Genomic DNA, 20770 nt, shown 5'->3' with positions numbered 1-20770 from the left:
CACAAAACGTTTTTTAACTACTGATGAAGAACTACAGTCAGGACTTACTTTTTCATGAAGACCGGCTCGTTCTCTTCATTGACAGTGTAAGGTAAAGAGTATGCAGGAAGAACTGCAGAGTCTTCGAATAATAAGTAACGAATATCCGTACCCGGCTCAACTTCCGGCTGTTTCTCTGTCAAAATTTTGTTTAGATCAATTGAATAGTCTACATAAAAATTACCGTCCCCTGCCACAACGATGGGCAAATGTGTGTTGGAGTACGGGCTTTGCACAGTTAACGGCTCTTTAAAACCCATTTCCTTGTAATCTACTTCATAGACATTGTCACCCACCGCGTCAAGAAACGGCAGCTTCCCATTAATGAACGTACGCAAGTTAATATCGCGCAATTTCTCTGCAATGCGCAAATCAATGAGTTTCACTGTCGGGTTCTCTTCTACGTCAGTGAGTACGTATTGGAAAATCCCTCCATTTTCGAATGCGTTGCCCGGAATTTTTTCTGTAAAGTCCGGAACGATCTTGGAAAATTCGATCGGATACTTAATGTATTGATCGGTTTCCATATCGCGTGTTTTAATCGGCAGCAAGCCACCCGACTGCTCTTGGTACCGCTCTACTGCTTTTTGAACCGTTTCCAGCTGATCCGGATACGGCGTTTCACTCGCTTGCTTCTCGTCCGGCGAACGTGATAAACAGCCCGACAGAACCGCAGCACAGACCATAACAGACAGTAGGAGTAATCGTTTATTCATAAGTTAAGCCCCTCCAGTCGGTCCATTGAACACTAAATAGACCATCGCAAAGAACGAAGTGATTAATAACGTATAGGCTATAATAGCGAAAATGATTTGAATGGCACGGTTTTTTATTTTATAACGGCTCGCATAAATTAAACCCATGGAAATTACCATAAAACCCATCGCATAAAAAGACAGCCACATTTTATCTAACGAGGACAAAATTGTCACCTTCCTAGTAAATTAAATACCATCAAAGAACATATCTATTTCTTGCTTCTTCCCACGATTCATCAACTGATCGACAGCTTCCTTCGCGGGTACGTTGCCAAATAGAATCGAGTATAGCGCTTCTGTCAGAGGCATATTGACGTCATAATGTTTAGCCAACTGATAAGCGGCTTTCGTCGTGCGGACACCTTCTATGACCATGCCCATTTCTTCTGTCACCTTTTCGAGTGACTGGCCTTTCCCTAAGCGATTTCCCGCTTTCCAATTTCGCGAATGAACACTTGTACAAGTCACGACTAAATCCCCTAAACCCGTCAATCCAGAAAACGTCTGTTGGTCGGCGCCCATCCGTACACCGAGTCTCGTAATTTCCGCAAGTCCACGCGTAATAAGTGCAGCTTTTGCATTATCACCATAACCCAATCCATCAGAAAGACCTGCTGCAAGCGCGATGACATTTTTTAACGCTCCGCCAAGCTCCACTCCCATGACGTCCTGATTCGTATAAACGCGGAAATAATTGTTCATAAATAAATCTTGTACACGCTCTGCAGCTGACAAATCATTGGACGCGGCAGCCACTGTTGTCGGATGACGAAGGACTACTTCCTCCGCGTGACTCGGACCCGACAGGACTACTACCGCCTCCCGGTGAACATCCTTGATTTCTTCTTCAATGATTTCTGAAATTCGTTTTAATGAATCCGGCTCGATCCCCTTCGAGACGTGAACAAATATTTTAAGTTCTGTTGCTAACATTTGAATTTTTCGGCACGTTTCCCGCATCGCAATGGTAGGAACCGCGAGCACGATAATATCCGCATGCCTGACAGCTGTTTCTAAATCATTAGTTGAAGTAAGGTTTTCGGGCAGTGAAATGTTGGGTAAATAGTGACTATTCGTATGCTGATCATTGATTTCATTCGCTTGTTCTAAACGTCTCGTCCAAAGTAAGCTATCCTGTCCATTTTCAGCTAGCACAAAACTAAGTGCTGTTCCCCAACTACCTGCGCCTATTATAGAGACCTTTTCCATTACCTCCACCCTTTCTAATCCATACTTAGCTTCTTGCTCTAGTGATCAAGCGGATTGGCGTTCCTTCAAACCCAAACGCTTCACGTAATCTATTTTGCAGAAAACGTTCGTACGAGAAGTGCATAAGTGATGGTTCGTTTACGAATACAACAAAAGTAGGCGGTTGAATAGCCACTTGAGTCGCATAATAAATACGCAGACGGCGACCTTTATCAGACGGTGCCGGATTTCTTGCAACTGCATCCTCGATTACTTCGTTTAATACACTAGACTGAATACGTAGCGCATGATTTTCACTAATCATATGGATATTTGGAATTAATGTATGCACGCGTTGCTTCGTTTCTGCAGAGACAAAGTGAATCGGAGCATAATCTAAGAAACGGAACTGATCTCGAATGTCATCAATGAAATTATTCATCGTTTTGTCGTCTTTTTCTAACGTATCCCATTTATTGACTACAAACATGACGCCTTTACCTGCTTCTTCCGCGAAACCGGCAACACGTTTATCCTGCTCACGAATACCTTCTTCTGCATTGAGTACGATTAACACGACATCTGAACGGTCAATTGCTTTTAACGCACGCAACACACTGTATTTTTCCGTATTTTCATACACTTTACCTTTTTTACGCATACCTGCTGTATCGATAATCTTATACTCTTGTCCGTCTACTACTTTCACGGAGTCAATCGCATCAGTTGTTGTTCCCGCAATATCACTTACAATTACGCGGTCTTCACCTAGCAATGCGTTCACAAGGGAAGATTTACCAACATTTGGACGTCCAATTAAACAGAATTTAATGGAATCATCCTCTTCTTCTTCTAAATCCATTTGCTTAAAACTTTCAGCGACAGCATCCAGTAAATCACCTAGTCCTAGACCGTGTGATCCTGAAATAGGATAAGGTTCGCCAAAACCGAGTGAATAGAAATCATAAATCATTTCTTTCATTTCAGGATTGTCTACCTTATTTACCGCCAACACGACAGGCTTCTTTGTTTTGTAGAGCATTCTCGCCACTTGTTCATCAGCGTCTGTTACACCATCTCTGCCGTTCGTCAAAAAGATGATCGCATCCGCTTCATCAATCGCGATTTCTGCCTGCATACGTATTTGTTCTAGTAGTGGCTCATCACTTATATCAATTCCACCTGTGTCAATTAAGTTGAATTCATAATTCAGCCATTCTGCTGAACTGTAAATACGATCTCGTGTCACACCCGAGACATCTTCTACGATGGAAATACGTTCACCTACAATACGGTTAAAGATTGTAGATTTCCCTACGTTTGGTCTTCCTACTATTGCTACTGTTGGTTTTTTCATTTCTTTCAATACACCCTTCCGACCTATCTTTGAATATTATACACAAAAAGAATGATGATGCATATGAAAGCATCATCATTCCAAAGGTACTTCTTCTATAAGTTGTTGCTAGTTGATCACATTCCGAATTATTCTTTGAATTTTTTCAACTGATCACCGATTACATCACCAAATGAGAAGCCTGTTGTTTCTTCCGGAAGCTCATAGCTGAAGTTATCTTCGCTACGTGTTTCTGCAGGTTTCTCAAGAAGATCTTTGATGCTTAACGAAATGCGCTTTTCTTGAGGATTTACGTCAAGCACTTTCACTTGAACGGTTTGACCTTCTGTTAACACTTCTTGCGGTGTCCCGATATGTTCATGAGCGATTCGAGAAATGTGGACTAGACCTTCTACACCAGGGAAAATTTCAACAAATGCACCGTAAGCGACTAAACGCTTCACAGTACCTTCTAATACTGAATCTACTGGTGCCTTCTCTTCAATGTTCTCCCATGGTCCAGGCAATGTATCTTTGATCGATAACGATACACGCTCTGCGTCACGGTCAACAGACAAGACTTTCACCTTAATCTCGTCGCCTTCTTTTAAGACATCCGAAACACTTTCTATATGGCCGTGGGCGATTTGAGAAATGTGCACAAGTCCATCTACTCCACCGATGTCAACAAATGCACCGAATGAAGCGATTCGTTGTACAGTCCCGTCAAGAATATCTCCTTCTTGAATAGTCGCCAACGCTTCTTCTTTTTTCTTTTCATTTTGTGCTTGAACAACTGCACGGTGTGAAAGGATTAGACGATTCTTTTCTTGATCCATTTCGACAATCTTGAATGTCATCGTACGTCCTTTATAATCATCGAATGACTCAACAAAATGGTCTTCTACAAGTGAAGCCGGGATAAATCCACGAACACCTAAATCTACAACGAGTCCGCCTTTAACTACGTCTTTCACTTCTGTTTCAATGATTGTTCCGTTTTCGTATTGCTCAGTCAAAGAATCCCATGCATTCTCCGCGTCTACTTGGCGCTTAGATAGTACATATGCATCGTCTTCCACTTTTGTTATTGCTAGTTGTAGTTCGTCGCCGATTGAGACTGCATCGGCTGCTTTTTCAATATGCAAGCTTGAAAGTTCACTGATCGGAATCACGCCGTCAAAAGGAGCGCCTGCTATTTCAACAGTCACCGATTTCTCTTCAACCTTCGTCACTACACCTGTCACGTGATCACCTTCACCATACGCTTTTACTTCATCCATATTCATCTCTTCAGTCATATGTAGTCCTCCTCCATAATGAATCTTATCTCTATAGTATTCGAATCTACACACAAAAACAAAAAATTGCACTTATTCTTTTATTTATGTTGCTCTATTAACTTTTTTATCTCAGCCATAATTGCGTCTGTTACTTCTTCAGCCGAAGCCTTTCTTTCGCGGTATGGCGTCATATCGATTGGATCTCCGTACACGACTTTCAGTTGCTTAAACGCTTTATACGGACCGATGATTGCACATGGCATCACTTTCGCATCTCCGCCTTTTAAAGCGAAGAAGCCTGCACCTGCCAACCCTTTCCCGATTTCTCCTGTTTTGCTTCTCGTACCTTCAGGGAATAAACCGACTACTTTCCCTTCACGCAGTAACTTAATCGTCGTTCGAAAAGCTTCTCGATCACTCATTCCCCGTTTAACAGGATAAGCCTGCACTTGTGGCAACAAAGTCTTTAGCACTGGTTTTGTAAACAATTCTTCTTTCGCCATAAAGTGGACAGTTCTCGGGCACGTAATACCTACTACCGGTGGATCCAAATTGTCTATATGATTCGTACACAACAGTACGCCCCCTTCGGAAGGAAACTTTTCTTTGCCGATGACTTTGATCCGGTAAAGCGGATAACAAACAGTACTGATCAAAAATTTGCCTAAAGGGTATAAATTCATTGAGATAACCTCTTTTCGGCATAATTTACAATACTATTTGTCACTTCTTCTATTGTTTTCCCTGTTGTATCAATTATAATCGCATCTTTTGCTTTTTTTAACGGAGAAATTTCCCGTGCACTATCCGCTTGGTCGCGTGCAGATATTTCTCTTTTCAATGTTTCATAATCTGTTGTTACTCCGCGCGATTGTTCTTCTGCTAACCGGCGTTGTGCACGTTCTTCCACGGATGCAGTCATGAAAATTTTCAGTTCAGCGTCTGGTAGCACTGCAGTACCGATATCTCTACCGTCCATAACGACTGAACAATTAGCCGCCAATTCTTGTTGTTTAGCGACTAGTAATTCCCGAACAGAGGTCAGTGCCGCAATAGCCGATACGTTTGACGTCACTTCATGTGAGCGAATCACGTCTGTTACTTCTATTCCGTCTAACATAACTTGTTGTACTCGTTCACCTGGATGTAGTTCAATCTCTGTTTTTTTAATAAGCTGTGCAATAGACCGCTCATCTTGTAGATCTACTGCGCGCTGAAGTACTTTGTAAGTAATCGCACGATACATCGCACCTGTATCGATATACGTATATCCTAGTTGTTTAGCTACTAATTTAGCAATCGTACTTTTCCCCGCTGCTGCAGGTCCGTCGATCGCAATTCTCATTCCACGTGTCATGCCAGAAACCCCTCCATTTTGCCTTTATTGTACCATAAGAAAAAAAGAAAAGTCTGTTGTAGCCAGACTTTTCTTCAAGAATTTCGCAGCTCCAACTGCCGTTCAAAACAGTAGCGGATAATATGCTGACGGTCTTTTTCATCAATCGTATCAAATTTAAATGAACTTAATCGACGTTTACCTTCTTCCCAATTTCTCACAACTGTCGCTTTACAAGAAACATATTTAATTTCGGATTTTGAGAAGTGAAGAACGATCATCAAGTCAACTACATCTTGGACTTCAAAAAATTCATGACTCTTCATATTAACTGCCAATCCACCTGCACTTATGTCCAATGACACAAGCTGCAGTGATTCGTCTTCAGATTCCACCGCCACATCAAGCGATGTATCTACACGCACAAATTCTCTTCTTTGAATTTTAATCAATTCTTTATCGCCAGGATACGTCAATTTCAGCATAGGAATAGTTCGATTCATTCGGCTATGCACTTCTGTCCTAAAGGCGAAAGACATTTTATAATCATCAACAAATGTGACGAGTAATTGTGTACCGTCTATAAAAAATGCTGTTTTTCCAGTTGCCATATTGATCGGATAATCAATCATAAAGTGTTGGTCATCTTCTATATCGACTACACGAGATTTGAATTTTTCCGATTCCTCTGTATAGTCTTTTTCAAGTGTTAGTATTGTCCCAATAGTTAGTCTCATCTTTCCACCTGCCAATAGCTTTAATGAATCTATTATGTCATGCAGGGAAGACTTTTCCAATCTATTTTTAACTGATGTTCATATACTTTCTTCAAGTTGTGACGGAGTATGTGCACATATTACTGTTTTTCGGTTGTAATGACTTCCTGAGTATCTGTATCGACAAGAATTTTATATGTCTCTAATTTTTCTTTATCAGAAACGACTGTCAAATAATGTGCTAGGCGTTGCTGCATTTGACTATTTTCTACATAAGCCAGTTGTTCATCCATTACTTCTACGTCAGGCCTGAAAAATTGAGACCAGTCTATTTTCCGGATAGGTTGAGAGGCCACTTGTTCTTTGCGTATATATTCCGAAGCATTTAATCCTAATACTTCCCCATTGTCTTTGGCCATCTTCAAGTGAATAGGATCAGAAAATACTTTTGCGCCATTTTCAGGATGTACACGAACAAAAACAAAATGCCAGGCTGTATCATTTTCTCTCGCTTCTTCTAATACTAAGTCCGTATAATCCGCCTGCTTGAGAAATTGTTCGGCCAGCTGTTCAAGTTCTTCATAACTTTTAACAGGTTTTGACATACGCCGCTCGACTAAATAAGATAACACATGTCCGCCTCTTTGCGTAATATCGATATAACCGATCGCAGAGTTTTCAGCAAACCGCAGATGATAAAAGGGGTAGGGAGATCCTTTCCTGCTTTTATCGACAACAATCAAGTCATTGGATACGCTCGGGAACAACTGCTTAAATTTATCAATTGCTTCTTCTTCAACTATTTTATCTTCTTTTAGAGCGCGAAGTTCTTTTTTCTTTTGCGCATCTGATTCGCTCGCCGTTAACGGGAATACCGTTTCTGTATATTCCATCACCGTTTGCCCTAACTTACTCCAATTTGCCTTTCCGTCAGGGGAATCACGTAATTTGTTTTCCCAGTGTCCAATAGTCATTCGGCCGGATAGTATATCTTTCGTTGCCACTTGCCATTCGTTTGATAGTTCGCCTAAATTGCTTGCTGCACGGGATATCACCCCATAATACTCATCGGCATTCCCTTGTTCCGTCGATTCTTTTGCATAATTGCCTAAACGACCTAAGTAATTCATCCAAGATGTCGAAAAACTTTCATCTACAGGTAAAGTTGCGATGGACGCCTTAATATCGGAGGATAATCGCCAAATATCTTCCCGCTCTTTCGCCGTACTCTTCGGATCTTCAAATAATAAAGACTTTTTCACCGCATCTTCTAATTCCCCTAACTTTTGTGTTGCATCCGAAATACTGTTAGAATATTGGGTCGTAAGCGCAATAGACAACTGGTCATTCTCACGCGCAATACCAAATGTATAAATACCTAACACAATAAATGAATACGTTAAGAAAAAGACCATCTTCTTCAACTGATTCACCCTCCTTTCAATTAATGGCAGAAGATGTGCAAACCAATCTTCTTAATTTGCGGTCTGGACCAAATCCATTTACTCGTTGCGGTAATGGGGTTGAAATAATAAATAGCATTTTCAGACGGATCCCATCCGTTGATCGCATCAATGACTGCTTCTTTTGCACGTTCATTCGGAGTGAGCCAAATCTGTCCGTCAGCCACCGCTGTAAATGCACCCGGCTGGAACACGACGCCACCGATAGAGTCTGGAAAATCGGGATGTTCGACTCGATTCAATATGACTGCTGCTACCGCCACTTGACCTTCATACGGTTCGCCACGCGACTCTCCATACACCGCATTAGCTAATAAATTTATATCCTGATCTGTATATTTCGACGGCGCCTGCATTTGCTTCTGCGGCTGATTCCCTTTCTTCACTTGTCCTGCAAGCGGCTGCCCACCGTAATACGTAAATTTATTGCCTTTCGCAATTTGTCCTTGAACATATTTTTCATCATAATCAGAAACACCCGACAACTTTTTTTTCGTCCCTTTGCCAGCTACCCCATCTACTGGCAGGCCGTACTGTTCCTGAAAATTTCGCAATGCCCAGTACGTACCGTAACCAAAATTCCCATCAATTGTGCCGTGATAAAACCCCACATATTGAAGTCTTGCTTGCAATTCAATTACATCGTCCCCTTTAGCACCTTTAGCTAAATCCCTTCCACTAAACGCCTCACTCTGACTGACAAAGAAAAAACCGATGATTACACTTGCCGCTATGACGAACAGCACGCGTGGGAACTCTCGCCTCATCAAAGTCCACCTCCAAATTTCTCCGCTTTTTTCTAGTTTGTCCAATATAACAAAATTTATAAGACAAAATAAAAAATCCATCTAATTTTAGATGGATTTCAAGTAAAGTGCGTAATGGAACCAAACCTATTGAGTGATCATATTATGTATAATTCTCTCATTCATTTAGTTACAACTGATTTTTACAATGTCGATCGGATGGAGTGAGGCTGACTTGGATTGTCTTGCGGCTTGCGCTTCCAGAAGATACGCTTTCCGGGGAGCCGCCTGTCAAATGCAAAGATGTGCTCCTTCTCGCACAGTTTGATCCCTCTTTGTAGAGGGCTAAAACCAAGTAGACTTGTCTGATACCATGCGACCGCTTTTGAAGTTAGATAGTGGTGAAGTATTATCAGCTACTATGACTGCTTCGATGAACTGAGTGAAAAAAGAAGTGACCCTATAAGCAATCAATCAGGCAATCTAAAGCTTCACCCACATTGTCGAGGAAGCGTAACTTACCATACTTTTTTTCTGGACGAACACGAACTGACTTGCAGACACAACCTCAAGGATTCTCCCGAAAGAACCGGCGACTCCTGGAGGATCAGGGTGACAGGCGTAATCGCCACGCACTTTTGGCGAGTCCGCCGCGCCCCCTCAGGAAAGCGTCCGGTTCTGTAGGGAGAATCCTACACGCATACTATTTTGCTACACCACAAAAGAAGAGTCACTTACCCTACTCCAATTTCTGGACGAACACTAACTAACTTCCCGACAAAAACTCAAGGATTCTCCCGGAAGAACCGGCGACTCCTGGAGGATCAGCACGACAGGCGTAATCGCCAAAGAACTTCTGGCGAGTCCGCCGCGTGCCCTCAGGAAAGCGTCCGGTTCTGTAGGGAGAATCCTAGCACGTACACTATTTTTCTGCACCACACTGGAGAAGTAACTTACCATACTCTATTTCTGAACGAACACAAACTGCCTTCCCCAACAAAAACTCAAGAATTCTCCCGGAAGAACCGGCGACTCCTAACACGTACACTATCTCTACAACTACTCGTCAAACAGATTTCTCAGACTTAGTATGTGTTTTTTTCCTAAATTGTTGCATCGCAAACGTATGGGCATATTTCACGCGCGTCAATCCAAACCACCATAAGAACAGCATGAAAGGAATCATTAAATATAACCAATAATCATATAAAAATAAAATGGCATTATACAACGCATGAAGGATAAAAGGAGCTAAAAAAGCTATCCAAATCCATCGCCCTCGTTCGCCAACCGCTGAAAACTTCGCTTTGCCGAAATAATAACCCATCACGACGCCAAATAACGCATGGCTCGATACAGGAAGTAACGCTCGAATAAATGCCGTGTCGAGACCAAAAGCAAGCAAATATAAAATATTTTCAACTGTAGCAAACCCAAGAGATACGCTAGCCCCATATAAAATACCATCATACGCATCTTCAAATTCTATCGTCTTATAAATAAGAATGAAAATAATAATCCATTTAAAAAACTCTTCTAAACTGCTGGTAAATAAAGTATTACGTAGAAATTCATTAGCAAACACATGTTCCTCTTCAAATACATGTTGAATAAACAGGATAGGGAACGTCATAATCGCACCGTAAATAAAGGCATGGAACAATGCGCGCGACGGCTCTTTTGCCATTTGCTTCCTAAGGTATAAGTAACTAAAAAGCGCTAAACCCGGCGCAATCGCTACAGTTAACAATATGAACATAGGTTGCGCCTCCTTTTGACGCTAGTATACCATTCTCATCAGTATACGACAAAAAACCGCCTGCACCTGACAAACGGTTTTTGTTTCAGTCTATATTCTTTATTGAACGGGCAATCATTCCACCATGGAAACGCCCATTTTCTATAAATATTTCATTGGCATTATTTCCTGCCGCAATCACACCTGCTATATACAAATGATCGATAGTCGTCTCCATTGTTTCTTCATTGAATAAAGGACGTCCCGATTGTTCATCGATTTGAATACCTATTTTTCTTAAAAATGCATGATCTGGATGGTAGCCGATCATCGCAAAAACGTAATCGCTCGGCAGATCAAAGACATTTCCTTGCTGGTTAACCGTTACTGCTGTTTCGGTAATCTCGGTTACGTCTGTATTAAAAAACATCTCAATTTCACCGTTTCGCACCAAGCTGTCAAATCCCGGTAAAATCCACGGTTTAATACTTTTAGAATAGGTTTCGTTACGATACACGACAGAAACATGAGCGCTCGCCCGGTGCAATTCCAACGCAGCATCGATAGCCGAGTTTTTACCTCCTATTACCGTAATATTTTTATTGAAATAAGGATGTGCTTCTTTAAAATAGTGATAAACGTGCGGCAATTCTTCTCCTGGTACATCTAGACGATTAGGTTGGTCGTAATAACCCGTTGAGATGACTACGTACTTCGCTTCATACGTCGTTTTTTCTGTATGAATGATGAAATGATCTCGCTTTTTTATTACATCTTCCACTCTTTCATGGCTATGAATGCGCAATTTCTCCAATTGGGCTACTGTTCGATAATAGACAAGCGCGTCATTACGCTTCGGTTTGTCGATAGCTGTGATGAAAGGTGTGTTGCCAATCGATAACTTCATACTCGAACTAAAAAACGTTTGATGGGTAGGGTAGTTGTAAATCGAATGAACGATATTCCCTTTTTCGATAACTACTACGGATAAACCGATATTTTGCAATTCAATTGCAGCGGACAAACCACAGGGCCCACCACCAACAATTACTGCATCAACAGTATGCATACAATCAACTCTCCTTATTTCTTTAGTAGTGAATTTCCACTACATGACATTCTGGCTTTGCTCCTAGACGCAGCGGCACCATCGTTGTACCGTAGCCGTTACTAATTAATTGGGCTCCTGTTTCGGTATACAGAAATTCTCCCAACTCTTGCAAGCCCCATTTTCCTAATCGAATTTGACCACCGTGCGTATGACCAGCGAGCATAATTTCAGGTTGCAGACGGTCTGCTATTTTACGGAATAAAGCGGGATTGTGAACAGCCAGAATCGTATACTCATAGCCTTCAGTCGAAATAATCGCCTGTTCTATATTTACCGTGCCGTTAGTAGGATCTTCAAGGCCACACATTCCCCATTTAGGATGCAGTGGGATAGGGGCTGTCTGATCAACTAATACTCTGCCACCTACATCTTCTATAATCTTCACGACGTTTTCTGTTCCTATTTCATGATCGTTATTTCCAAATATATAGTACAGCGGTCCAACAGTAGCCAGCATTTGCATATTTCTTCTCACACGCGCTACGGGCACACCACTTTCTGCCATGTCGCCACCAACAATGACTGCATGAATAGATCTATTTGCCAGTTGTTTAATGAGTCTTTTCGCCAAACGTCGCCTATGAATATCTGATATAAAGAATACGGTTAACTTTTCGGTTGCGCCTTCCTTTATCGACACGCTATGTGTCATTAGCCGATTTCGATGGGCTAATGCAAACATATAAGTAAGCACGCTGCAAGCCGCTAGGAATACGGTTAAAAATAGTCTTTTCATGAGCCAACTCCCATAGAAAAAAGCAAAGTATTCACTTTGCTCTTTTAGTAGTATACATACTTATTCATTATATCAACTGTCACGTAAAATCCAAAAATTGATGCTCGCTCGGTAATATGATCTCGTGCAAAGACACTTCAGTCATTTCCACAGGCACTTTTTCTGAAATAGAAGGCGAAAATAAACCAGTTAAAACGTATAGTAAAAAGAGTAGTGGAATCAAAGTGAAAATCGCAAGAAAAATTGTAATTAGCTTCATTGGATTTTGCGGACTTTCCTTTTTCTTACCGTGAATTTCCGTCCTTGAAGGCATGTACCCTTCTTTCTCAGGTATCTCTCGACGATGTTTTTCGAATTCTAATTCATACTCAGTTCTACTCAATTTCAACTACTCCTTCACATCTCATAATAGTAACTACCAGTATATGAAGTTTTCTATTTCTTATACCCTTAAGTAATAGAAACCATTCTATTTATAGTCTTATTATGCCGAATACTTCCTCAAAAGTAAATATACATAGTGACCTTATCCTAGTAGAAGTTGTAATCTTTCTCGCCAACGCAAGACTTTTGTCGTTTGCTCTTCACTTTCTCTTCGTATCAACCAATCTTCACTTAGATTCCCGCAGTTTGAACAACAATTTGTTGAGATCGTCTCAGACGTTTCTCCAAAGTACTGCAAAAGCTGTTGACGCAAACAACTATCACTTTTCACATACGTTTCCATTTCTGCAATCTGCTTCTCTTTCGCGTCATATATTTGTCTAATTTGCCGAATGACTTGATGTTCATTAAATTGTTCAAAGTAATAGTCTAACAATCTCGAAGCTACTTCCGTCAATCCCGCTTGTTCCGCAGCAAGTTCCACTGTCGTGCCCATTTGAAGTAAGGAACGGTAATAACGAATCTGCTGTTCGTCAGGCAGGTCTTCATAGACGATAAATTTCACTTTTTGAATATCTCGTTCACTGTAGAGTAACGTAGCTACAGCGTTACCACCATCACGTCCCGCACGACCTACTTCTTGAATATAAGCAGAGGGTGTTGCGGGTATATGTTCATGAATAATTTGTCTAATATTGTCTTTATGAATGCCCATACCAAAAGCATTAGTTGCACAAATCCAATCTAACTCTCCTTGAACAAATTGCTCTTGAATGATCGATCGTTCGTCCTGTTCTTTGCCACCGTGATAACTCGCCACACGAATAGTATGTTCACGAATAATGGCTGCCAGTTCATCCGCTCGCTTTCTTGAAGCTACATAAATAACGCCCGGTCCGATCGTCGTAGATAAACGATCAATAATCCACTCTGTCTTTTCACGCTCATGATCTACATGTAATACACGATAGGAAATAGCGGGTCGGTCCATTGGCTGACGCTCGATGTGAGGCTCATTCATATGTAAGTAGGAAGTGATATCAGAAACTACTTTTTCATCAGCTGTCGCTGTTAATGCTAAAATGGCCGGACGATCGTCTTCTTGAAAAAAGTCTTTTAAACGTAAATAATCAGGCCTGAAATCAAATCCCCACTCCGAAATACAGTGCGCCTCATCTACTACAAAAAAAGCGATATGTAGTTGCTCGATCATGCACTGAACATTCGGTTGCATAAGCATTTCGGGAGACAAAAAAATGAATTTATACCGATTTAATGTATTGAATGCCAAGTCTTTTTCCTGTTTCGACAAAAACGAATTAATTGCGACGACACGCTTTTCTTTATGTTTACGCAAATTCGCCACTTGATCTTCCATCAATGCGACGAGAGGAGAGATGACAATAACAGCTCCTTCTATTATGTATGCCGGTAATTGATAGCAAAGAGACTTCCCAAGACCCGTTGGAAAGATAGCAAGTGTATCATTGCCAGCGACGAGTTGCTCGATTACTTCTTGTTGACCTGGACGAAAGGATTCATAGCCGAATCGTTGATATAAAATTTCTTGAAGATTCATCAGCTATTCACCCGCTTTCCGTGGATGATAATTAACCGTAATTGAAAATAAGTTAACTCATCGCATTGCTCTTTTAATCGACGTAAACGTTTTGTCTGCAGTTGTTCTATTTGACGCCACACCTCATCAATTTGTTCCTGACTAACGAACGTCTCGAATGGAAAAAATTTCATATTAGCCGCCATTTCCACAAAATGATCTTCTATCGTACTAACTTTCAATTGTCGTAATGAAGATATTTGCTCGATAGTGTACCCATGTTCAAATAACTTTCTTGTTCGCTCTGCAGAATGTGTCAAATACGTGTCGACTCGACAGCCGGTCGCCAAGTGATTCAGCAACGGAAATTCTGATCGGTCATTAATAAAATCAAGTACGATATGTAAACTTTCTAAATACATTAATTGAATTGATGTGTTAGGTACTTTCAGTTGCTCTGCTAATTGTTCCCAAGTAAAAGCGGTAAATCCATAACCCGTTAGCCGACAGGTGAAAATGGTACATTGCACTTCTGTTAAGCCTGTCTGATCCATCGCTCTTTCTAGTTCACTACCTAACATACTCGATAATTCACTCATCGGACGTAGCTCTCGACGTAGAAACTCTTTTACGAATTGTTGAACAGGTAATTCTTTTTGTATTGGCATAAACATCTTCTCCCCTACTCTTACATGGGATAGCGTTTGAACGACGAGTGCCAAACGTTTGCCGAACTCTCTTTCTTTTCCACGATACTCCCAACCGTTGAAGCGCCAGTCATTACGTTCAGCGCTCTCCTTTCCTTTTTTCGTTATATACACTATCTGGTCTTTAAAATAGATAAATCCTTCCGTTGCTAATCGATCAATAGCTTGCTGAAAATTAGTCATCGAAAGATTCGGCAATAAAGAATAGAATGATTTTAATTGATAATATTCGATATCCTGTAATGTTTGACCCGATCGTTTCCCCCGCAAAATATAATACACACCTTGTGCAGATCGTTCACCAGTTATGCGCTGAAACATAGATAATAGAATGGATTCAAAAGTCAATTGCATGCCCTCCTGAAGAAATAAAGTTTTATTGTTGAAAAGTGATGAAAACAGCTTTAGAATAGAGTAGATACAAATAGGTTGTGTGAATAGTGAAAGGAAGAAGGGAGAAAGACAATGTCTAAAAAGTATACGATTGTCGATCAAGATACATGTATAGCATGTGGGGCATGTGGCGCAGCTGCACCAGATATCTATGATTATGACGATGAGGGAATTGCGTTTGTTATTTTAGATGATAACACGGGAAACACTGAAGTTCCAGAAGAACTGATGGAGGATCTTGAAGACGCGTTTGATGGCTGTCCTACTGATTCAATTAAAATTGCGGATGAAGCCTTCGAAGGCGATCCATTAAAATATGAAGATTAATTCATAAACGACAACACTTCCGCACGCAGGATGTGTTGTTTTTTAATTTGTACCGTATAAAAATTGGAAATAGTAGGATTTGAAAATTTCATTGTGTTCTATTAATATAGTAACAGTCTGTATTTATACTGAATTATATTTGAATTATGGGGTGAAGGACACAAATGAACGATTTACGATCCCCCGAAAAAAGATTTCGACCTGAAATCGAAGGTGTACGAACCATCGCCACTTTGCTTATCGCGATCTACCACATATGGTTAGGAAGGGTATCAGGGGGAATTGATGTATTCTTCATCATTTCGGGCTATTTAATGACCTTGTCTCTTCTTTCAAGAATCGAAAGAACAGGATCTGTCGGATTTTCAAATTTCATCTTAGGACTTGCTAGAAGACTCTTTCCACAAGCATTATTTGTAATAGTAGTGACTGGTGTGTTGTCATTAGTTTTCCTACCGAAAGTTGAATGGGGAGAAATCGTCAATCATATTGCAGCGTCTACTTTTTATTTTGAAAACTGGCGCTTGGCATTTGACGCAGTAGATTATTTAGCTTTAGATAACTCGGCAAGTCCATTCCAACATTATTGGTCTTTAGGAGTTCAAGGGCAGTTTTACATACTTTGGCCAATCATACTTACGACTGTTTATGTTATAGCAAGAAAATTACTGAGAACGCCTGTACGTAAAACGTTGCTAGTCGCATTAGTAGGTGTCTGTGCAGTTTCATTAACGTATTCTATTTATCAAACGCATCATAATCAACCATGGGCATATTTCGATACATTCACACGGATGTGGGAATTCAGTATTGGCGGAGTTTTCGCTTTAGTATCACCTTACTTACGTGTAAACGAACGATTACGAACAGTCGTCGGTTGGATAGGACTATTGATCATTTGTTTGACAGGTGTCCTGTTGCCTGTATCTACTGTATTCCCAGGCTATTTAGCTTTCGTGCCTATTAGTGGTGTATTATTAATTTTAACGGCAACAGAGATTCCTACTTCATTTGGTGTGGATCGATTACTGCACATGAAACCTCTAATCTATTTAGGCGGACTCACTTACGGTATTTATTTATGGCATTGGCCATTACTAATTTTTTATAGAGCTCATATGAATACAACGTCTGTACCGATAGTGGATGGTCTTATACTGCTACTCATTACGATTGTATTGTCAGTTTTCTCTACTAAGTTACTTGAAAAACCTGTATTGAAGATGGGTAGAGGACACGAGAAAAGACAACTCATCGCTGTATTAAGTTTTATGCTGTTAATTACTTGTACATCCATCATTACGATTTCTGTTTATATTCAAAAGACATCAGCAAGTATGATGAATTGGGATCAAACTGAAAAAGACTACCCGGGGGCTAAGTCAATTTATTACGACATTGAACCACCTGAAGGTTTGGAACCGATTCCTTCTGCATTAGCTATTAAAACAGATTTACCGAAATTTTATAACGATGCGGAGTGTTTAGGGCGTGATCTTACCGAAGTGAAAAAATGCTCATACGGCAAAGTAGATAATCCCGCATACGTTCTCGCTCTAGTGGGAGGTTCTCATTCGGGTCATTGGTTTCCAGCATTAGAAATACTCGCAGAGGAATTGGATTTTAGAATCGATGTATACAATCATGACGGTTGTCGTTTCACCGATGAAGATCCAGACGGTTATTTGACAGAGAATTGCGTGGAGTGGAATGCAAATCTAATAGATGAGTTAATGAAAGATCCCCCTGATTTAGTATTCACTACCGCAACATTAAATAAGCACGATAAAGTATTGCCGGGTTATATAAACCAATGGAAATACCTTGAAGACATCACGACCATTTTCGCCATTCGTGATAATCCGCGAATGAAAGAGAACATTCCGCTTTGTCTCGAAAAAGCAAAGGATCCACTAGATTGCGCAATTGATCGCATAGACGGCATTTCAGATATAATACCTTGGGAAAACACGAAAGGTATCCCATCGAATGTCATTTTTGAAGACTTAACCGATTACTTTTGCGATGACACTACATGCTATCCAGTGATCGGTAACGTCATCGTCTATCGAGACAACAACCACTTAACCGCAGAGTACGCAAAAACATTAGCGACACCTTTAAAAGAGCCTTTACAACAGGCATTTAGAAGTATAGGCAACTAAATGGGTTCCATACAAAAAAGACAGTCCCCGAACACGCAAAGGGACTGTCTTTTTATTAGAATAATAACTTTTTCTGCTGTTGGAAAATCCACTTTTCCATACTTTTATATAACATTAAGGATATAGCCAGCAACATGACACCTTTAATCAAGTTAAATGGCAAGATTCCTAAAATAATCATTTGATACAATGCATTACCTGTCACTGGAGGCATTCCTAGGAAATATGTGTACATTGGCAAGAACACAAGATAATTCAACAAGCTCATGCCTACAGCCATTGCTGTCGTGCCTGCGATTAAACCTGCAACTAAACCTTTTGCCGAGCGGTATTTCATAAAAATCCAGTAGATTGGCATAATGAATAATATGCCTGTCACGAAGTTAGCAATCTCTCCGACCGGAACCCCTGTAGGGCTACCAGATAAGAACCAATGCATAATGTTCTTTAATAACTCAACGCCGATACCTGCCACTGGACCCATCGTCATGATTGCCATGACTGCTGGGATTTCACTAAAATCAATTTTCAAAAATCCAGGCATAGCCGGAATTGGAAAATTGAATTGCATTAATACTGTAGAAATACTTCCTAATATAGCCACCAAAATCAGCTTACGTAACCTCTTGTTGTTCACTTGTTCCTCTCTCCTTTTGCGATTCACTTCAAAAGAGGAAAGGCTCGCACATCTGCTGCTTCGCTAAAAAATCCCTAAAGCAATTATGCCTTAGGGAGAATTAAATGCAATGTTAAGCACAGATAAATAAATACTATTTATCCGACCGTAAACAAGCACCATTTTTGCGTACACAAAAAGATGGCTGCACCTTCACCTTCTCCCATCCAGACTATACTGTCGGCTCTGGAATCTCACCAGAATCAGCTGTTACGCTCGCGGGCTAAAAATAGAAACTATTTTATTTCCGCCGGTCGGGAATTACACCCTGCCCCGAAGATGAATCAATATTTAGTTATATTCATATTGTAGCGCAAAAAAAACAGTTCTGTAAACTACAAGAGTTTACAAAACTGTTTTAATTATTCGTGAATTGTATAGGATTAGGTCCAATTGGCTTTTGTAACGGTTGTGTAAAATCAAAATCATTCCACTGCTTTTGTACAATATTGTCCAATAGAACTTGACTGTCAAAACTCGCAGCTGTCAGTAAAATTCCTTCGATCAATTGCATAGCGTCGTCAGTTGACATACTTTCAAGATCGAGCAGTTCAGTAAACTTTACACGTACTACATCCTGATCTACTGTCACGGAAAAATCTACAGCTTCAGGTACTACACTGGAATATAAATCATTTGGCTTTCTTTTCATCGCATGTAACGCTTCTTCAATTGTGTCGAAGGATTGACCAAAGCTTGACGAAAGAAATGATTCCGTATCATTGTTAATAAATCGGAAATACGCTTGGTGGGACGTAGCACTATATAAAGAAATTGGTTCCGTTACTATACCCACTTGATCTAATTCAATAGGTGAACCATCTTCCGACAAAAACTCGACTTCATCCATACCATAAAATGTAGACTGTATAGAAAGATTCAACATTTCAAGTGTAGCACTAGATAAATCATAAGAGTGATCATCACGGAATTTCATCACCACTCGATTGTTTTTAGATGAAATGTTTGCATCATATGGATGGTACTCTTCAAAGCCTAGTGATTCTTCATCGATTTCATTGGCATACTTATTATAAAGTTCTACAGCACTAGGTTTAGCCGTTTGAAAATCTTGCAATACTTGTTCTTTAGGAACTAAAAAAGTGATCGGAACAATCGTTGCTTGATCCGTTGCGAGACCTAAGTGAAAAGGTAGTTGTCCAGTCGTTTCATAAGCTGCATAATGAGTTGTTGAATTGACTTCCACCATGGCCGTATCAGCACTTTCTGTACTTTCTTGTACAGCACGATTTTGTATCGCAGTAGAATCCGATTCGCTTTTAGGAACTGCTCGATCCATTGCTGTTTGATGCTCATTAGGGTTGAGGAATGTAGGCACTAATATAGTGAGTAAAAGAACTGCTGCCACTGCTGCAATAATAGGCATCCATTTTACTTTAGAAGCTCTTTGTTCAGGCTGTTTCTCAGCTAGTCTTGAATCATTATGCAACCGTTCCAAGATTTCTTCCTTCGAACGCCTATCCTCAATCGTTGGCATCGAACGTAATGTTTTATTTAGTTTTTCTTCATCCCACTTTTTCTTAGTCATGCCCCATCCCCCTCTCTCACTTTGGCTTGTAGAGCTTTAATCGCACGGTGTTGCGTAGTTTTCACTTTACTTTCTGTCCAATCTAATGCGTCTGCGGTTTCTGCAATGGTTAAGTCTTGAAAGAATCGCATAAGAATAACCATTTTCTGATCGCCCGTACAACTATGCAGTGCTTCTAACACTACTTTTTTTTCTTCATCCATTTCCACCCAATGTTCCGGCAAGTGATCTGTTGCGACTAGTTCAGTTGTTTCCCAATCAAAATGCACATTTGTATGTTTTTTCATAGTTGCTTGTTTGCGAAAAAAGTCAATAGAGACATTTTTCGCAATAGCAAACAACCATGTTTTCTCTGAGCTCTTGCCTTCAAAATTTCCATACGACTTCAGTACGCGGACATAAACTTCATGCATTAAGTCTTCTGCTATATCTCGATTACGAGTGAGATAGATCAAAAAATTGAATACGTCTCGGTTATAGTCTTCATATAATCGTAGAAATACGGAATCATCCATTCAATCCCCTCGCTCTATAAAGTAGTCGTTCTACTGTAGAAAAAGT

21 protein-coding genes and 1 riboswitch are annotated in these 20770 nt (G+C 40.4%); of the genes, 2 read left to right on the top strand and 19 right to left on the bottom strand.

Features of this window, described 5'->3' with window-relative positions; all coding sequences use genetic code 11:
* Positions 1-44: 44 nt before the first annotated feature.
* From DV702_RS03415 to DV702_RS03340, 16 genes are all read right to left on the bottom strand, one after another.
* On the bottom strand, positions 45-755 hold the full coding sequence (locus DV702_RS03415) for a hypothetical protein (RefSeq protein ID WP_114923478.1): 711 nt from the start codon (positions 753-755) through the stop codon (positions 45-47).
* A gap of 3 nt (positions 756-758) precedes the next feature.
* Positions 759-971, bottom strand: coding sequence for a DUF2768 domain-containing protein (locus tag DV702_RS03410; protein WP_371682723.1), 213 nt, complete (start codon positions 969-971; stop codon positions 759-761).
* Between the two features lie 12 nt (positions 972-983).
* Positions 984-2006 (bottom strand): NAD(P)H-dependent glycerol-3-phosphate dehydrogenase, encoded by a 1023-nt coding sequence (locus tag DV702_RS03405; protein ID WP_114923477.1) that lies wholly within the window; start codon positions 2004-2006, stop codon positions 984-986.
* 25 nt (positions 2007-2031) lie between these two features.
* A complete protein-coding gene (der, locus tag DV702_RS03400; protein WP_114925819.1) occupies positions 2032-3342 on the bottom strand; it encodes a ribosome biogenesis GTPase Der in 1311 nt (436 codons plus the stop codon).
* Between the two features lie 128 nt (positions 3343-3470).
* The gene (rpsA, locus tag DV702_RS03395; protein WP_114923476.1) at positions 3471-4622 is read right to left on the bottom strand and encodes a 30S ribosomal protein S1; all 1152 of its coding nucleotides are present in this window, start codon (positions 4620-4622) and stop codon (positions 3471-3473) included.
* Between the two features lie 80 nt (positions 4623-4702).
* Complete coding sequence (locus tag DV702_RS03390) at positions 4703-5287, bottom strand: lysophospholipid acyltransferase family protein (protein WP_114923475.1); 585 nt, start codon at positions 5285-5287, stop codon at positions 4703-4705.
* Positions 5284-5961 (bottom strand): (d)CMP kinase, encoded by a 678-nt coding sequence (cmk, locus tag DV702_RS03385; protein WP_114923474.1) that lies wholly within the window; start codon positions 5959-5961, stop codon positions 5284-5286. The genes DV702_RS03390 and cmk overlap by 4 nt, the downstream gene beginning before the upstream one ends.
* Positions 5962-6035: 74 nt before the next feature.
* Positions 6036-6677, bottom strand: coding sequence for a flagellar brake protein (locus DV702_RS03380; RefSeq protein ID WP_114923473.1), 642 nt, complete (start codon positions 6675-6677; stop codon positions 6036-6038).
* 119 nt (positions 6678-6796) lie between these two features.
* Positions 6797-8071: a PepSY1/2 domain-containing protein gene (locus DV702_RS03375; RefSeq protein WP_240315717.1), complete on the bottom strand. Its 1275-nt coding sequence runs from the start codon at positions 8069-8071 to the stop codon at positions 6797-6799.
* Between the two features lie 29 nt (positions 8072-8100).
* Entirely contained in the window at positions 8101-8886 is a 786-nt protein-coding gene (gene sleB, locus DV702_RS03370; RefSeq protein WP_114923471.1) for a spore cortex-lytic enzyme, read from the bottom strand.
* Between the two features lie 1045 nt (positions 8887-9931).
* A complete protein-coding gene (prsW, locus tag DV702_RS03365) occupies positions 9932-10624 on the bottom strand; it encodes a glutamic-type intramembrane protease PrsW (protein WP_114923470.1) in 693 nt (230 codons plus the stop codon).
* A gap of 85 nt (positions 10625-10709) precedes the next feature.
* Positions 10710-11672 carry a YpdA family putative bacillithiol disulfide reductase gene (locus tag DV702_RS03360; protein WP_114923469.1) on the bottom strand — a complete coding sequence of 321 codons (963 nt, stop codon included), beginning with the start codon at positions 11670-11672 and terminating at the stop codon, positions 10710-10712.
* A gap of 22 nt (positions 11673-11694) precedes the next feature.
* Positions 11695-12450 carry a metallophosphoesterase gene (locus tag DV702_RS03355; RefSeq protein ID WP_114923468.1) on the bottom strand — a complete coding sequence of 252 codons (756 nt, stop codon included), beginning with the start codon at positions 12448-12450 and terminating at the stop codon, positions 11695-11697.
* Between the two features lie 79 nt (positions 12451-12529).
* Positions 12530-12832, bottom strand: a complete 303-nt coding sequence (locus DV702_RS03350; protein WP_114923467.1) for a hypothetical protein — start codon at positions 12830-12832, stop codon at positions 12530-12532.
* A 144-nt stretch (positions 12833-12976) separates the two neighbouring features.
* Complete coding sequence (locus DV702_RS03345; protein WP_114923466.1) at positions 12977-14413, bottom strand: RecQ family ATP-dependent DNA helicase; 1437 nt, start codon at positions 14411-14413, stop codon at positions 12977-12979.
* Positions 14413-15447, bottom strand: a complete 1035-nt coding sequence (locus DV702_RS03340; RefSeq protein ID WP_162805701.1) for a YpbB family protein — start codon at positions 15445-15447, stop codon at positions 14413-14415. Before DV702_RS03340 ends, DV702_RS03345 begins: the two co-directional genes overlap by 1 nt.
* Before the next feature lie 117 nt (positions 15448-15564).
* Between DV702_RS03340 and DV702_RS03335 the strand changes: the two genes are divergently transcribed.
* Positions 15565-15819, top strand: coding sequence for a ferredoxin (locus DV702_RS03335; protein ID WP_114923464.1), 255 nt, complete (start codon positions 15565-15567; stop codon positions 15817-15819).
* Between the two features lie 164 nt (positions 15820-15983).
* Entirely contained in the window at positions 15984-17984 is a 2001-nt protein-coding gene (locus DV702_RS03330; RefSeq protein WP_114923463.1) for an acyltransferase family protein, read from the top strand.
* Between the two features lie 55 nt (positions 17985-18039).
* Here DV702_RS03330 and DV702_RS03325 read toward each other — a convergent pair whose 3' ends face one another.
* The 3 genes from DV702_RS03325 to DV702_RS03315 form a co-directional block, all read right to left on the bottom strand.
* Positions 18040-18621: an ECF transporter S component gene (locus DV702_RS03325; protein ID WP_114923462.1), complete on the bottom strand. Its 582-nt coding sequence runs from the start codon at positions 18619-18621 to the stop codon at positions 18040-18042.
* 190 nt (positions 18622-18811) lie between these two features.
* Positions 18812-18945, bottom strand: a riboswitch (FMN riboswitch).
* A gap of 73 nt (positions 18946-19018) precedes the next feature.
* Positions 19019-20209, bottom strand: a complete 1191-nt coding sequence (locus DV702_RS03320) for a GerMN domain-containing protein (RefSeq protein WP_114923461.1) — start codon at positions 20207-20209, stop codon at positions 19019-19021.
* Positions 20206-20724: a sigma-70 family RNA polymerase sigma factor gene (locus tag DV702_RS03315; protein WP_114923460.1), complete on the bottom strand. Its 519-nt coding sequence runs from the start codon at positions 20722-20724 to the stop codon at positions 20206-20208. Before DV702_RS03315 ends, DV702_RS03320 begins: the two co-directional genes overlap by 4 nt.
* Positions 20725-20770 lie beyond the last annotated feature (46 nt).

Origin of the sequence: Sporosarcina sp. PTS2304 (genome assembly GCF_003351785.1) — a bacterium.
In the GTDB taxonomy this organism is placed as follows: domain Bacteria; phylum Bacillota; class Bacilli; order Bacillales_A; family Planococcaceae; genus Sporosarcina.
This window is presented reverse-complemented; position numbering and strand designations above follow the sequence as displayed.

Excerpts from the sequence above, each read along its gene's own strand:
- sleB (WP_114923471.1), bottom strand. The coding sequence starts at position 8,886 with ATGAGGCGAGAGTTCCCACGCGTGCTGTTCGTCATAGCGGCAAGTGTA.
- cmk (WP_114923474.1), bottom strand. The coding sequence starts at position 5,961 with ATGACACGTGGAATGAGAATTGCGATCGACGGACCTGCAGCAGCGGGG.
- DV702_RS03345 (WP_114923466.1), bottom strand. The coding sequence starts at position 14,413 with ATGAATCTTCAAGAAATTTTATATCAACGATTCGGCTATGAATCCTTT.
- DV702_RS03320 (WP_114923461.1), bottom strand. The coding sequence starts at position 20,209 with ATGACTAAGAAAAAGTGGGATGAAGAAAAACTAAATAAAACATTACGT.
- DV702_RS03315 (WP_114923460.1), bottom strand. The coding sequence starts at position 20,724 with ATGGATGATTCCGTATTTCTACGATTATATGAAGACTATAACCGAGAC.
- DV702_RS03380 (WP_114923473.1), bottom strand. The coding sequence starts at position 6,677 with ATGAGACTAACTATTGGGACAATACTAACACTTGAAAAAGACTATACA.
- DV702_RS03330 (WP_114923463.1), top strand. The coding sequence starts at position 15,984 with ATGAACGATTTACGATCCCCCGAAAAAAGATTTCGACCTGAAATCGAA.
- DV702_RS03415 (WP_114923478.1), bottom strand. The coding sequence starts at position 755 with ATGAATAAACGATTACTCCTACTGTCTGTTATGGTCTGTGCTGCGGTT.
- rpsA (WP_114923476.1), bottom strand. The coding sequence starts at position 4,622 with ATGACTGAAGAGATGAATATGGATGAAGTAAAAGCGTATGGTGAAGGT.
- der (WP_114925819.1), bottom strand. The coding sequence starts at position 3,342 with ATGAAAAAACCAACAGTAGCAATAGTAGGAAGACCAAACGTAGGGAAA.
- DV702_RS03355 (WP_114923468.1), bottom strand. The coding sequence starts at position 12,450 with ATGAAAAGACTATTTTTAACCGTATTCCTAGCGGCTTGCAGCGTGCTT.
- DV702_RS03405 (WP_114923477.1), bottom strand. The coding sequence starts at position 2,006 with ATGGAAAAGGTCTCTATAATAGGCGCAGGTAGTTGGGGAACAGCACTT.
- prsW (WP_114923470.1), bottom strand. The coding sequence starts at position 10,624 with ATGTTCATATTGTTAACTGTAGCGATTGCGCCGGGTTTAGCGCTTTTT.
- DV702_RS03335 (WP_114923464.1), top strand. The coding sequence starts at position 15,565 with ATGTCTAAAAAGTATACGATTGTCGATCAAGATACATGTATAGCATGT.
- DV702_RS03360 (WP_114923469.1), bottom strand. The coding sequence starts at position 11,672 with ATGCATACTGTTGATGCAGTAATTGTTGGTGGTGGGCCCTGTGGTTTG.
- DV702_RS03390 (WP_114923475.1), bottom strand. The coding sequence starts at position 5,287 with ATGAATTTATACCCTTTAGGCAAATTTTTGATCAGTACTGTTTGTTAT.
- DV702_RS03375 (WP_240315717.1), bottom strand. The coding sequence starts at position 8,071 with ATGGTCTTTTTCTTAACGTATTCATTTATTGTGTTAGGTATTTATACA.